Origin of the sequence: Psychrobacillus soli, assembly GCF_006861775.1 — a bacterium.
GTDB lineage: Bacteria > Bacillota > Bacilli > Bacillales_A > Planococcaceae > Psychrobacillus > Psychrobacillus soli.
On record NZ_VDGG01000070.1, the window covers coordinates 1 to 14,549 of the forward strand.

Below are 14,549 nucleotides of genomic sequence, written 5' to 3' on the forward strand. Positions count from 1 at the left end.
TAAAGCAATCATTTTTACTAGGAAAGCAATCAAATCAGTGCGAGAGCAACCAAAATTCCGATGACAGCAATCAATTCTTAAAATAGTATGTTTACTTTATGTGAAACTACTATGATTTCGACCTATTCTGGGAACAACATATCTTGAAGCCATGAAATCGCCAGCTAGCATCTGCTAGACCGTTTTTTCTCGTTTGAGATGTGTTTTGTCACATTCGTAGTGGATAATGTATCGTCCAACCATTTTTATCAATATATAATTCCTATAAGTTAGTATTTTTCCATAGATTTTCGTAGCAGGAGGCGTTGCCACACGATGTGGCGTTCTTTATTCCTCTGTGAGCAAAATGAGACTTCTCAGACGTACGCGCAAGCGGCGGTGAAGGTTCATCGCTCACCCCACGGAAAGCGTCAAGAAAAGACAACTAAAAGAGAAGAGAGTATATACTTTTTGAGTGCATAAGGTTACTTGTACTTTGAGCGATAGGAAAATGCAGTGGAATGTATAATAGGTTAAGAAGAGGATACCTATTAGGAAGAATCTTAAAGAAGAGCATTTCTACTAAATTCCTTCTACTGGTAAAAAGTATATGACCAAAAATAGTGAGCATTTATTGTATAGAGGAGCTACTTGGGCACCCGAAATTGCGTCTTCGGGTGCTTCCTTTATGAGTTGGAAAGTATCTTTTCTCTCATTATCCGAAAAGGTCTTAACCTTATTTGTACGGTTGAAGGAGGACGACGGACAGATAAATGCAATAAGATTACCGAGAAAAGAAAGGCTGGTCGTGACGTTAGTCATGACCAGCCTTTCAAAAAAATCAAACGGTAATGATATAGCGATAAGTCTGTCCAAAGGCCTACGGAAACGATAGAAATAGGTTTTGACCTTAAAGTTGCTTGTGGTTTTGTTACTACCATTTCGCTTTTCGTTCTTCGATACTACCCAACATTTCACGGATATGTAATGTTGGACCGTTTTCTAATTGTATTTTGCCATTATAGTAACCAATCATCTGATGGATTTCAGAAGAAGCAAGTTTTATATCCGTTTTCGTAGTTCTGTGGAAAAAAGGGGTAAATGTTAAATCTACTTCATTTGAAAATTTCGTTTTCACTTTCCAAGGTAACATAAAATCGTTGGTATCATAAGTAAACAATAAGTCCTCATGTATTTTCGTTAGTTTTCCATCTAATATAATCGCATTTTCAGTCATGCCTGTACCGTCTGTCCATTTTCCGCCAAAGTTTAATCCAATACGTCTAAGTCCTATCCGCCCTGAAGCAAATCCCCAATTCCACGTCATCTCCCGAGGAAGAATCCCTCTACTGTAATCGAGTACCGCAAAGTTATCTTCTGCTTGAAAAGCGTAACGAGCATCTCCCATTTTTACAAATCCAGAAGTAGGCAATATATGGTGTTTAGCTACAAATTGAAATTGTGTTCGATTCCAAGGGATGACAACATTCAATGATTCATCTTCTAAGGGATGCGAAATATGTAAATCAGCATGCAAAAGGTCACCATCAAAATCAGGTACTGTAATCGTCATATGCGTTTCGTTTTGTATATATAATAGTTGGATGGACATCTCCTTCGAATGGAGATGAAGACTTTCTAGAACGTTTGAAGGCATTTTTACTTTATTGCCAAAAGGAATTGTAACCGTTTTTTCTACAAATCGTTGCGTTTCATAATTTAAGAAGTATACATAGCAAACTGCTGCATAATCTAAATGACTAATTGTTGCAGAAAAGAGTATCTCATCTCCAAAAACACACCAATAATTCCACTTTTTTTTCCGCATATAATGACCTTTTAAATTGCTCTCAATGATTGGTTTTTTGGCATACCCAATTGCCTTTGGATTCAAATTACCTTTCTCATCACATAGCAAAGTTGACTCGGTAATTTCTTTTTCTGCATGCTGTATCACTAGCCATCTTCCTTTCTGAAAAGTAGGTTACCATTTTCAAAAAAATCAATTATGCCTTGGCGTAATTGCGTCTAGATTTTGAATTGCCCATAACGCAAGTAATTGTTTATAAAATCTGTGACATCTGCCGGAGGCTTAAATTTTTGTGAAAAAATTAAAAATTCATTGAATCAATACTAGCATATAATTCCTTTTAAATCATATAAACAAATAGAAGGAGGTTGAAAATTGGCAACTTATAACCGCGAAGCCGCGGTGGCTTATGCCCAAAAGTGGTGGAATAGCTACAACCCCAAGTTTCCTATGTTTGATGTGGATTGTACCAATTTTATTTCACAATGTTTATTTGCCGGTGGTGCCCCTATGAGAGGACAATTTAATAGAGAAAGAGGATGGTGGTTAGGGAATAACAATTGGAGTTTTAGTTGGAGTACGCCTCATTCTTTACGATGGTATTTGGCTGGGTCTACAATAGGTTTACAGGCTACTCAAGTGGACTCTCCAAGCAAGCTGATTATCGGGGATCTTATCTTTTATGATTTTGAAGGGGACGGGAGATACGACCATTCGACAATTGTAACGAGTGTTCAAGATGGCATCCCTTATGTAAACGCGCATACGAATAATAGCCGAAATAGGCACTGGAACTATGCAGATTCCTATGCACATACACCAAATACAAAATACGTCTTTTTCCATGTGAAAGATCAGTTTTAATAGAAGAAGGGTAACTAAACGCTCAGACGTTTTAGTTACCCTTTTTATTATGGTAAATGGTACTACTACTTTTGTAATTTACAAATTATTTACTTGTGTAATATATCCGCTTAATATTTGCATGTTAAATTTCTGATGTAAACAAAAATAAAACAAACATTTAATGATTGAGAACAAAAACAAAACGAACTTTATTAGGAGGTACCATGGCTAAGTTATTAATTCGTAATTTATCGAAAGATTATAGTAGTGACGTAAAAGCAGTAAAAGATTTTAATTTAACAATAAATGATGAAGAGTTTATTGTGTTTGTTGGTCCTTCAGGTTGTGGTAAATCTACTACGCTCCGAATGATTGCAGGTCTTGAAAGTATAAGTGATGGAGAAATACTCATAGACGATAAAGTAGTAAATTCTTTACATCCGAAAGACAGAGATATTGCAATGGTTTTTCAAAACTATGCATTGTATCCACATATGACTGTATTTGGGAATATGGCTTTTTCTTTAAAACTAAGAAAAGTTCCAAAAAAAGAAATCAAAGAACGGGTGCTTAAAGCAGCAAAGATTCTAGATATTGAACCATTATTAGACAGAAAGCCAAAAGCTTTATCAGGTGGGCAAAGACAACGTGTAGCGCTAGGGAGAGCAATTGTAAGAGATGCCAAAGTATTTTTAATGGACGAGCCTCTTTCTAATCTAGATGCGAAGTTAAGAACACAAATGCGAGCAGAGATAACGAAGCTTCATAAAGAATTGAAAACAACAACTATATATGTAACGCATGATCAAACAGAAGCGATGACTATGGCGACTAGAATTGTTGTATTAAAAGATGGAGTCATTCAACAAGTTGGAACGCCACGAGAAATTTATGCGAAACCAAATAATATTTTTGTTGGGAGCTTTATAGGTGCTCCTGCTATGAACTTTCTGGAAGGTATTTTAACAGAAGCCGGACTAGATATAGCTGGAACTATTATTCCTTTATCGATGGATCAGATTAATACGTTAAAAGAAAAAGGATATATGAACCAAACCATTGTTATCGGTATTAGACCTGAACATATTAAATTAGCTAATGAACATAAAGAAAGTGAAAATAACGTTCATTTTCAAACAAAAATTGAATTAGCAGAACTAACAGGATCTGAAACCATTTTACATGTGAAATTGAATGATAAGGAAATGGTTGTAAAAGTGGATGCAGTAGAACCATTTGAATCAGGTCAATCAATTGACATGATTTTTGACTTTGAACATATCCACTATTTTGATAAACAATCAACCGAACGAATTGAATTACATTCAGTAGAGATTGAAAAAGGTGAAGCAATTGTCGCTGTTTAAAACAACTTTAGGGAACTATCAACTTACAGTTACCCCGGACGCACATCAGTCACATATTTTATTTAGAGTGGAAGTACCAAAGTTAACGAAAGAGCTTAGTATCCATTATGCTTACTCACCAACGGAAGAAAAAGTAGAAGCAAATGTAGATAAACTGTTTTTAAAATATCAGAAAGACAATCATATGGCTTCTTCAGATAGAGCTCATATTCAATCAGTAAGAAACCTAATTACTATATCAGCTCGCTCCAATCAAGGATTCGAAGGAAGCTGTCATCGATTTGAATCAGTTGGAACGATTACGATTAACAACACGAGTTCTACACCAGGGATGAATACTGGCGAAATCGAGCCAGGATTTTGGGATATATCTTTCAACCTACATACATTGGTTACGGAATTGACGAAAATCGATTGCACGATTCAAGTGCTACATGAAGAGGAATTGAGTGTTTCTCAACCTATAACAATAAAAGATATTTCTAAAAATGCATTAGAGAGAAATAAAATGGATAACCTCCATTACCAAAAAGTAGAATTACATTCGCATACGCAACATAGTGATGCTATTCATACTACTTCTGAATTAGTGAGTGAAGCCATTAAGCAAAACATCGATTGGCTAGCGATAACAGATCATAATACGTTAAGTGCATTTAATGAACTTGCAATGGAGAATAAATCGATCAAGTTGATTAAAGGATTAGAAATGACAACACTACACGGACATTTCTTAACATTAGGCTATCAAGATCAAAAGCCGATCGATTGGACATCTATTGATCGATATAATATCCATGCAAAATTAAAAGAAATGAAAGAGCAAAATTTATTAATAGGTATTGCTCATCCATTTGATACTGGAAGTCCATATTGTACAGGCTGTAGATGGCAGTATGTGTTGGAATCTCTAGAGTATATTGATTTTATTGAAGTTTGGAATTCAGAAGATCCGCATTATTCGTTATCCAGTGTAGATGCCATTGGGAAATGGACGCAATTATTAAATCATGGTATGGAGATCCCCGCAACATGTGGAAGGGATTGGCATCATTCAAAAACAACTAAAATGCCAGCTTCTCTTTATGTCATGGCTGAGAAAAATGCAACGGAACAGGACATCTTACATGCCATAAAACTTGGAAGAAGCTATATGACAATTGCACCTCAAATTGAGTGGAATATTAATAACGAGTGGACAAGTGGAGATCGGATAACTTTAAATGATGCCGATGAAATGGTAGTAAATATTCATCTTACAAATGCTACCAAGGTGCATGTCGTGAAAGTGGAATCGAATTTAGGGGATTTAGTTAAAAGCGATCAATTAGATATTCATTACATAATCGATACTATTAAACAATTGAGATGGTTAAGAGTTTCAGCTTTTGATCAGGATCTAAATCGTATTTTATTAACAAATCCCATTTATTTCACAGAAAATGAATCAATGAATTAGGAAGGAGGAGTTATTTTATGGTGATGACAGCTGATAAAAAAATAGAAACACCATCTAGCTTGAAAAAAAAGAAAAAAGTAAAGCCAATGAAGATCAATTTTGAAAACATTTGGCAACATCGGGCTCAATATTTTATGCTCTTACCATGTATTATCTTCTTCATTATATTCTCGTATTTACCGATGGCTGGTATGGTTTTGGCGTTTAAAGAGTTTCGATTTGATACAGGGATATTTGGCGGCGCTTGGGTAGGACTCCAATACTTCGAACGATTTTTTCAGGATCCCCAAAGTTGGACATTTGTCAAAAATACACTCATCATCAGCTCGATGAAATTAATATTAGCGTTGCCGTTTCCGATTATTTTAGCGCTTATGTTTAATGAAATAAAAAATAATAAAATTAGAAGCTTTTTTCAAAGTATCACTTATTTACCACACTTTTTATCTTGGGTAGTTGTTGTAGGGATTTTACAAAGTATTTTAGCACCAAACACGGGATTATTGAATCAAATGATCTCATTCTTGGGAGGTGATGGGAGCAGATTCTTCTTAATGGAAGAAGCAAGTTTTCATTCCGTCATGTTTTGGAGCTATGTTTGGAAGGATATTGGTTGGAGCTCTATCATCTATTTTGCCGCAATTATGGGTATTAACCCTTCTTTATATGAGGCAGCAGCGATCGATGGTGCCAATAGATGGAGACAAATATGGCATATCACCTTAACTGGTATTCGACCGACCATTTTAATTTTGTTTATTCTATCGTTAGGAAATATTTTATCAGCAGGATTTGATCAAATTTATTTACTAAAAACTCCAGGTAATATGGAAGTTTCTGAAATTATCGATACGTATGTTATTCGTACGGGTCTCCAAAGTGGCCAATTCGGCTATGCAACAGCAGTAGGAATGATGCAAGGAATAGTAGGATTAATTGTTGTACTTGCAGTAAACCGTTTTGCAAGTAAGAAGTTTAATACATCATTATGGTAATTCACTATTTAGGAGGAAAAAAAGATGAAAAAACTAACATATAAACTATTATCGGTGCTATTAGTAAGCATTTTGTTACTCACAGCATGCACGAATGATAAGGAAGCGATTAGCCATGAAAAACCTGAAGGCGCACCTGATACTTGGATCGCAGATAGAACTGTAAAAGGGCTTGTATTTATGAGTGATGGAGACGTTTCAGCCGAAATGAACCCTGAAATTGCTGCCGAATTAAAAGAAAAAACAGGGATTACTTTAGAATTACAAGGAATTACAGTGGAAAGCTCAACGGAAGCTTTAACTTCTGGGCTAGCATCAGGAGATTTACCAGATTTCATTGCATACTACTTAGATCATAGTGGAAGACCGGAAATGCAAATTTTATTAAAAGGCGCTCGTGAAGGCATGTTCCACGATTTAACGCCAATGTTAAAAGAAACAAACATTTATAGTAAGTATTTTGAAGAAGGCTATTTACCAAAAGACACGAAAGACAATGTCATGTTTAGAGATGAATTTAATGATTCAAGTTATTTTGTGCATATGTCCATTCCACGTGAAGCTGGAACTGTTACCCGTAAATATGTTGGAGGGCCATACATTTTAAAGGATATTGTAGACCAATTAGGTATCAACCCAGCTGAAATTGATACTACAGAAGAATTACGTGAAGTAGCAGAGCAGATTAAAGCTGCCAATTTAAAAGATGTAAATGGTAAACCGATGACACCTATTGGTCCAACTGCATGGGGTGGAGCAGACAGAGATGCTATTTTTAATGATCTTGTATGGTCAGGGGCTACCGGTGAGAAGTTTTTGAAAGATACAGATGGAACAATCAAGCATGAATCTCAAACCGAGTATGGTCTACAACGAGTTAATTTTATTAGGGGATTATTAGAGGATGGTCTCCTTCATCCTGAGTTTTTCACGATGGAAGAAAATAGAGCGAAAGAAGGCATTGTGAACAAATCATTTGGGATTGTTTCTGATATGCATAACTATGTTGTACAAAATAATGACATGAAATATATCCCGCTTGGCCCAATTGATACCGTTGAAGGCGACTATCAAATGCAATTAAACTACAAATCTGGTTATGCTGGATGGTCTATTCCTAAAACAACAGAACACCCAGAGGATATAGTGAAATTAGCTGATTTTTTAGCAAGTCGTGAAGGTAAGTTACTCAGCCATTATGGAATTGAAGGAAGAGATTACACACTAGATGAACAAGGTAATCCTCTAGTGAAAAAAGAAGTACTAGAATTAAAAGAAAATGATCCAGAAGCAGCAGCTAAGTTAGGTTTTAGAGGAGTTCGTTCTTACTGGGCAGAGCATTTAGGATATACAGATATGGACAATTTAGCGGATTTCGGTGAGTTTGAATACGGTGCAAGAGTCGCTGGGGAAGATATTCAAGCTGCAGAAAAAATTCTTCAAATGTGGAATTATGACGAGAAGTTCCAGAATGCAAAAGTAATAGACGGTTCAACTCCTAAATCATTTATTTTCGAATTCCAAAATGGCGATAATTTAAACATTGCATTAGATACGTACAATGAAAATTTACTTCGTGCCTACTATAGTAAGTCTTCGGAAGAAGCGAAGAAAATATTAAATGATTCTAAAATACAATTAGAAAAAGCTGGACTAAACGATTATATTAATCTAATTCAAGAAAAAGAATCTGAAGGAACGACAATTAAATTCTAAAAATAAAATGCTTCCTTTCTTTTCTACATGAAGGAAAGGAAGCTTTACTAATTGGAGGTATAAGTATGTTCGACGAGCATGATAAAACATGGCGTTTCTTTAAAATATTCAATTTGATAATTGTGGCTCTGCTTTGCTTGTCTATCATTCTACCCTTTTTAAATATACTAGCATTATCGCTTAATGAAGGAACTGATGCACAAAGAGGAGGAATCTCTTTCTTCCCTAGAGAGTTTAGTTTTGAAAATTATATCGAAGTTTTTAAGCAATCAACCATTTTAAATGCTTTTGGAATTAGTTTGTTCAGAACAGTAGTAGGAACGATTATAAGCGTATTTTTAACTGCAATGGCTGCCTATGCACTTAAAACGAAGACATTGCCGGGTAGAAAGTTCATTACATTTTTCATCTTCTTTACGATGTTATTTAGCGGCGGAATTGTTCCTTATTATTTAGTACTAACGGAACTCCATTTAACAAATACGATTTGGGTTTATATTATTCCAAGCCTTTATAGTGTGTGGAATATATTAATCATGAGAACTTTCTTTTTGCAAATACCAGATAGTATTGAGGAAGCAGCTAGAATCGATGGCTGTAGTGAATTTCAAATTTTCCTTAAAATTATTTTACCAATGAGTAAACCAGTTATTGCGACAATTGGACTTTTTAACGCTGTTGCCCACTGGAATGATTGGTTCTCTGGATCATTCTATGTAAGGAATCCAGAACTAAAACCACTTGCAACAATTTTACAAGAAATGTTGACAAGACAACAAGCTTTAGCAGATGCGTTGATGAAAAACTCAGGTGCATATGAACTCATAGAGAAAATCACGGTTACAGGTGATTCTTTAAAAATGGCAACGATAATTCTTGTTGTAGCACCAATTATTATGATTTACCCATTTATTCAAAAGTATTTTGTTAAAGGTGTTAATATCGGTTCGGTAAAAGAATAGGAGGATGGAATAATGGAATTAGTAATGAAAAATGATGGAAAATTTACGATTTTGCAATTGACTGATTTACATGTAGGATCAATGCCTTTTCATGAACATGACTATTTAACGTTTAACCATATAAAAGAAATGACGGAAAAGGCAAATCCAGATTTAATTGTTATTACAGGAGATTTAATATGGTCTGAAGGTGTAGAAGGGCCGGAAAAAAGTTTTGATGAATTGATAAACGTATTAAATGCATTAAACAAACCAATAGCAATAACTTATGGTAACCATGATACGGAAGAAGGTGTTACCCGTTCCGAATTAAGGAAAATGGAAGAAAAAATTGATTTACTAGTAGAGAAAAAGCATCTACATGTGGTGGAAGATCGAGCAGCTTATTGTGTGGAAATAAAGGATGAGCATAATACTGTGACAAATGTTCTTTACATGATTGATAGTGGTGCTTTGGATCCGCTAAAAACTGGGACATATGAGTTTGTTCATCCAGATCAAGTTACATGGTTTAATAATGTTTCCAAACATTATGGTGGTAGAAAGAAAGATTTCAAGCAAGATTTATTATTCTTGCATATACCACTTCCAGAATATAAAGAAGCATGGGAAGATGGCCAAGCTAGTGGTCAAAAAAATGAAAGTATTTCTTCCCCAATGGTCAATACTGGATTATTTACTTCGCTATTATTGAATGGGAATGTCGCAGGAGTATTTTGTGGACATGATCATGATAATGACTTTGTTGCCGAGCTTCATGAGGTTAAATTATGCTACGGTAGAATTAGTGGATTCCAGTGTTATGGAGAACTAACACGCGGGGCACGCGTAATTGAATTGAACTCCAATCAGTTGTTTGATACGCATATTATTGAAACAACTTTCTATCAAAATTATAAATAAATGAAAAATTTTAAAGAAATACCTACATTCAAATTCCTTTTTATACCTTTGCTAGTGGAGCAGCTATTCCAACTTCTACTTGGGAACATGGATGTGTTAATGCTTAGTCAATACTCCGACAATAGTGTTGCAGCGGTTGGATTAGCGAACCAAATACTAGTTGTGACTACTATGATTTACGGATTTATCAATATTGGAACAGCTATTCAGCTAACTCAACTTTCGACAATTGATCAACAGGAAAGAAGTGCAAAAGTTGTTTCGCAAGCGTTTTATTTAAATGTGATTTTTACTATTGTAATGACGTCTGCTTTAGTAATCTTTCATGGAAGACTACTTCAAATGATTCAAGTACCAGAGAGTTTGATGGGTGAAGCTTCCACCTATTTAAAAGTAGTTACATATGGTCTCGTTTTTCATTCGATTATGGGCTTATTAGGAAGCATCTTTAGAAGCTACTCGATGGTTAAATTTGTTATGTTTGTGTCCATATTCATTAATATTATTAATATTATTTTTAACTATATCGTACTATTCACACCAATTTCGATTTTCGGTGAAGGTGTTTTTGGTATTGCTGTTACGACCAACTTAAGCAGAATGATTGGTATGATCATATTATGCTTGTACTTTGTGAAACATAAGCAACTACTATTTGGTTTTATTGATTGGTTAAAAATAGATGTAAAAGCAATGAAAAAAATTCTAGTGCTCGGTATCCCTTCAGCTGGGGAACATGTCTCGTATAATTTATCGCAAGTAATTATTACTGGTTTTATAGCTAGCTTAGGTGCCGCTACTGTTACTGCTAAAATTTATACGCAGACGATTACTTCTGTTGTTTTTGCTTGTTCAATGGCAATATCTCAAGCAAGTCAAATCATAACAGGTAAGCTCATCGGAACTAAAATGCATGATGTAGCGTATAACTTTTCGGTACGTTTATTAGTGAAAAGTGTTGCTATAACTACTACTTTAACAGCTATTATCGCATTATTATCTTCCACAGTTATTTCCTTCTTCACTTCAAATGAGGAAATAGCCCATCTTACGATCCTGTTAGTTTTTTTCAGTATCTTGTTAGAGCCTGCTAGAACAGCAAATGTTATCCTCGTTTCGAATCTTAATGTTGCAGGCGATGTGAGGTATCCTGTATTTATAAGTATTGTTGTTGTATGGGGGTTTGTTATTCCGATGAGTTTTATCGTCGGTGTATGGTTGGGCTATGGATTAGTAGGTATTTGGATCGTATTTATATTAGATGAGTGGATTCGTGCTTTGTTTTTATTTTTGCGATGGAAAAAAAGGCGTTGGAAATCAGTGAACATATTGGTAGATTAATACTAATGACTAGATAACGGTGGAGGGAATGGAATGTTCAATAAAGATGAACGACACCAATTTATATTAAGCCAACTACAAATGTCTTCCAAAATCATGGTAATGGATATTGCGAAGCATCAAAATGTAACGCCTGAAACAATAAGAAGAGATTTAGCAGAGCTTGAAATGAATGAGCAGTTGACACGAATCCATGGTGGAGCAGTCCCTTATGTTCCGACTCAAAAAGAGATGGTATATGAGAAGAAAGTGTCATTGAATTTTGATGAAAAAGTGAAAATAGCCAAAAAAGCAGCCGAGCTTATTCGGCACGGAGATACAATTGTAGTAGATGCTGGTACGACGACCGTACATATTGCGGATATGATAGAAGACATTCAATCATTAACAGTTGTAACGAATTCTCTAAGTGCAGCCTATCGATTTAATTTGGCGATTGAGGAGAAGCGCATTTCTGGACAAGTAATTATGCTACCAGGTATTACAAATCCTGATCAAGCATCTGTAAAAGGTACATTTACGGTGGATTTTTTAAAAAGATTTAATTTTAATAAAGCCTTTATATCCTGTGGTGGAGTGACGAAAGACGCTATATATGATTACGATATGGATGAATCACTAGTATCAGAAGTCATGATTGAGCATAGCCAGGAAGCTATATTACTTACTGATTCATCCAAATTAAATAAAAAGACATTATTTGAAATAAGCCCTATTTCCAAAGTTACAAAAGTCATTTGTAATGAAGAACAACCTTTAGACTGGTCTAGAGGAGAATATGAGTGGATTAGCACAAATGATGCAGAACATATGAAAAAGGAATGGAGCATATGAAAGTAGATTATCATATTCATCTGGAAGAAGGACCTTATTCACTTTCCTTCGTAGAGAAAACGTTGAAGGCATTGGAGCATTTTGACTCTATGAAAGAAAAAAAGCATACAAAAGAGTGGTTAGTACAATCGATGGAGCTAATGCGTAAACGCTTAGATGAAACGGAATATTCCACTTGGTGGTTAGATTTTTTTCTACAAGAAGCTTTAAATAAAGGAATTAAAGAGGTAGGAATTGTTGATCATTTATACAGATTCAAAGAAACGAAAGCGTATTTTACCAAATATATGGATGTTAGTTCAGAAGAGGTAGGTAAAAAACAAGCAGATTGGTTAGAAAAAGTAATGGTCAGAAGTTTGAAAGAGTTTGTTACATTCATTACTTCTCAGAAGGAAAAGTGGGCTTCTAAAGGGGTTGAACTAAGGTTAGGTATAGAGGCTGATTATTTTGTCGGTGGAGAAGAGGAGTTAAAATCTATACTTAGTAATTATGACTTTGATTATGTGATTGGATCTGTGCATTTTTATGAAGGATGGGGATTCGATAATCCCGAACTGCAACATAAATTTAAGCAATATGATCTGAATGAACTCTACAATAATCATTTTGAAACGGTAAAAAAAGCAGCAAAAAGTGGAATTTTTGATTTTATTGCGCATTTAGACAATATGAAAGTATTTAATTATAGACCGGATGAAGCAAGTTTGGTGGAAATATATAAAGAGGTTGCAAAAACGTTAGTTGAAAATGACATGGCTACAGAGATCAATCCTGGATTATTTTATCGCTATCCAGTGAAAGAAATGTGCCCGAGCCCAATGTTTTTAAATATCCTACTTGCAGAAGGAGTAAAGTTCACAACATCCTCGGATTCGCATTTTCCTAATGATTTAGGTATTTATTCAGATGATATAAAAAAGATGTTAGTGGAAAAAGGTGTGAAAGAAGTAGTAACCTTTCATAAGAAAAAAAGAATTGTAAAGCCTCTACATATGGATCCCATTTTAGTTACATGATAGTGTATTGAAAACAGGAGCTTAGAAAGTCGTTGGAAACTACTCTCTAAGCTCTTTTTTGTGTCCTGCTTGGTTTTGTTACGGCACGTACCAAAGCACAGCTAATGTCTCTTCGCCTGCGTGAACTGCTAAAACAGTGCTAATTTCTCCGATCTCTATTTTAATAGTAGGGGATTGAAGTAAAATCGCATCTCTTAAACTTTCAGCCTGTGTCAGTGCATTAGAATGCATAATATACACTAATTTGGCATCTTCTTGTTCGACCGATTCTACAACCCGATCGATCAAATATTGAACTGCTTTTTTCTGAGAGCGAACTTTATCCAGCTCTTGCAATTCACCTTTGTTATTAATCTGAATGATTGGCTTTATTTTCAATAAACTACCTAAATAAAATTGGGCACTACTCAATCTTCCACCTTTATATAACTGAGTTAAGTTGCCGATTAAAATATAGTTCCGAAATTTAGTAGCTTCTTTTCGTAACATAGACGCGATTTCGTCAAAAGGTAGACCTTGTGCTTGCAACTCGAGACCTTTTTCGACGAGTCCTGTTATCCCGGCAGATAAAGAAAAAGAATCGACACATTCCATTTGTACTTCTGCTATTTCTGCACCACTTAAGGAAGAAGAAATCGTTCCACTTAAACTATTGGAAACATGGATTGCAATGATGGATTCGTATTCTTTGCTTAGTTTCGTATAAAGTTCTGCGAATTCTCCCGCGGATGGTTGAGAAGTTTTTACTGGATCTGTACCGTTTCGAATACGTTCATACAGCTGTTCAGAAGTTAAGTCTACACCATCTATAAATTGCTGTTGGCCAAAATGAATATTCAGTGGAATTTCATAAACATCTGAATGGTCTTTTAAAAGGGAGTTCATATAAGCAGTACTATCTACAACCCAAGCAATTTTTTTCAAAGTCATGTCGGACATCCTATCTCATACATTATTTATTTGTTAGTAATTATAGCATAGTTATTGTATTTCTTCGCATATGAATATTTGAAATTACTATGTATGTAATAATAATTAGTTATACTAAAGGAAATCATAAAAATCTAGACATGTGGATGATGCGTCGTTAGGGTGGCTCATTAGCCAAACAGCGAAACAAAGGCTAAGAGCACCACATCCGTGTGGCAACGACTTCGTGACCAACATCCTGTTGGCCTCGGCAGGAGTCGCCGTCCATAGCTGTATACTTTAGAAATACTCCATAAAAAATAACGAAAAATTGTTTCTAGTTCACTCTTTTTTTTCACCAAACTGATTCATCTTCTTTTTTATTGGGTACAGAAGAAGTATGAACTAAAAA

General features: G+C 35.1%; 12 protein-coding genes. 10 read left to right on the forward strand and 2 right to left on the reverse strand.

Features of this window, described 5'->3' with window-relative positions; genetic code table 11:
* Positions 1 to 913: 913 nt before the first annotated feature.
* Positions 914 to 1,936 carry a DUF2804 domain-containing protein gene (locus FG383_RS19620; RefSeq protein WP_185908020.1) on the reverse strand — a complete coding sequence of 341 codons (1,023 nt, stop codon included), beginning with the start codon at positions 1,934 to 1,936 and terminating at the stop codon, positions 914 to 916.
* Positions 1,937 to 2,164: 228 nt separating this feature from the next.
* Here FG383_RS19620 and FG383_RS19625 point away from each other — a divergent pair, with 228 nt between their 5' ends.
* The 10 genes from FG383_RS19625 to FG383_RS19670 all read left to right on the forward strand — a co-directional run bounded on the left by FG383_RS19625 (position 2,165) and on the right by FG383_RS19670 (position 13,228).
* Positions 2,165 to 2,653, forward strand: coding sequence for an amidase domain-containing protein (locus FG383_RS19625; RefSeq protein WP_142609235.1), 489 nt, complete (start codon positions 2,165 to 2,167; stop codon positions 2,651 to 2,653).
* 206 nt (positions 2,654 to 2,859) lie between these two features.
* A complete protein-coding gene (locus FG383_RS19630; protein ID WP_142609237.1) occupies positions 2,860 to 4,002 on the forward strand; it encodes an ABC transporter ATP-binding protein in 1,143 nt (380 codons plus the stop codon).
* Positions 3,980 to 5,461 (forward strand): CehA/McbA family metallohydrolase, encoded by a 1,482-nt coding sequence (locus tag FG383_RS19635; RefSeq protein WP_142609239.1) that lies wholly within the window; start codon positions 3,980 to 3,982, stop codon positions 5,459 to 5,461. Before FG383_RS19630 ends, FG383_RS19635 begins: the two co-directional genes overlap by 23 nt.
* An 86-nt stretch (positions 5,462 to 5,547) precedes the next feature.
* The gene (locus FG383_RS19640) at positions 5,548 to 6,456 is read left to right on the forward strand and encodes an ABC transporter permease (RefSeq protein ID WP_246097068.1); all 909 of its coding nucleotides are present in this window, start codon (positions 5,548 to 5,550) and stop codon (positions 6,454 to 6,456) included.
* 24 nt (positions 6,457 to 6,480) lie between these two features.
* The gene (locus tag FG383_RS19645) at positions 6,481 to 8,172 is read left to right on the forward strand and encodes an extracellular solute-binding protein (protein WP_142609241.1); all 1,692 of its coding nucleotides are present in this window, start codon (positions 6,481 to 6,483) and stop codon (positions 8,170 to 8,172) included.
* Between the two features lie 65 nt (positions 8,173 to 8,237).
* Positions 8,238 to 9,134 (forward strand): carbohydrate ABC transporter permease, encoded by an 897-nt coding sequence (locus tag FG383_RS19650; RefSeq protein ID WP_142609243.1) that lies wholly within the window; start codon positions 8,238 to 8,240, stop codon positions 9,132 to 9,134.
* A gap of 12 nt (positions 9,135 to 9,146) precedes the next feature.
* Positions 9,147 to 10,037: a metallophosphoesterase family protein gene (locus tag FG383_RS19655; RefSeq protein WP_142609245.1), complete on the forward strand. Its 891-nt coding sequence runs from the start codon at positions 9,147 to 9,149 to the stop codon at positions 10,035 to 10,037.
* Positions 10,038 to 11,378, forward strand: a complete 1,341-nt coding sequence (locus tag FG383_RS19660) for an MATE family efflux transporter (RefSeq protein ID WP_142609247.1) — start codon at positions 10,038 to 10,040, stop codon at positions 11,376 to 11,378.
* Between the two features lie 33 nt (positions 11,379 to 11,411).
* Positions 11,412 to 12,212, forward strand: a complete 801-nt coding sequence (locus FG383_RS19665; protein ID WP_142609249.1) for a DeoR/GlpR family DNA-binding transcription regulator — start codon at positions 11,412 to 11,414, stop codon at positions 12,210 to 12,212.
* Entirely contained in the window at positions 12,209 to 13,228 is a 1,020-nt protein-coding gene (locus FG383_RS19670) for a histidinol phosphate phosphatase domain-containing protein (RefSeq protein WP_142609251.1), read from the forward strand. Before FG383_RS19665 ends, FG383_RS19670 begins: the two co-directional genes overlap by 4 nt.
* A gap of 78 nt (positions 13,229 to 13,306) precedes the next feature.
* Here FG383_RS19670 and FG383_RS19675 read toward each other — a convergent pair whose 3' ends face one another.
* Positions 13,307 to 14,158: a DegV family protein gene (locus FG383_RS19675; protein ID WP_142609253.1), complete on the reverse strand. Its 852-nt coding sequence runs from the start codon at positions 14,156 to 14,158 to the stop codon at positions 13,307 to 13,309.
* Positions 14,159 to 14,549 lie beyond the last annotated feature (391 nt).

Coding starts and splice junctions, on each gene's coding strand:
- FG383_RS19660 (WP_142609247.1), top strand. CDS start 10,038: ATGAAAAATTTTAAAGAAATACCTACATTCAAATTCCTTTTTATACCT.
- FG383_RS19650 (WP_142609243.1), top strand. CDS start 8,238: ATGTTCGACGAGCATGATAAAACATGGCGTTTCTTTAAAATATTCAAT.
- FG383_RS19640 (WP_246097068.1), top strand. CDS start 5,548: ATGAAGATCAATTTTGAAAACATTTGGCAACATCGGGCTCAATATTTT.
- FG383_RS19665 (WP_142609249.1), top strand. CDS start 11,412: ATGTTCAATAAAGATGAACGACACCAATTTATATTAAGCCAACTACAA.
- FG383_RS19655 (WP_142609245.1), top strand. CDS start 9,147: ATGGAATTAGTAATGAAAAATGATGGAAAATTTACGATTTTGCAATTG.
- FG383_RS19630 (WP_142609237.1), top strand. CDS start 2,860: ATGGCTAAGTTATTAATTCGTAATTTATCGAAAGATTATAGTAGTGAC.
- FG383_RS19675 (WP_142609253.1), bottom strand. CDS start 14,158: ATGACTTTGAAAAAAATTGCTTGGGTTGTAGATAGTACTGCTTATATG.
- FG383_RS19670 (WP_142609251.1), top strand. CDS start 12,209: ATGAAAGTAGATTATCATATTCATCTGGAAGAAGGACCTTATTCACTT.
- FG383_RS19645 (WP_142609241.1), top strand. CDS start 6,481: ATGAAAAAACTAACATATAAACTATTATCGGTGCTATTAGTAAGCATT.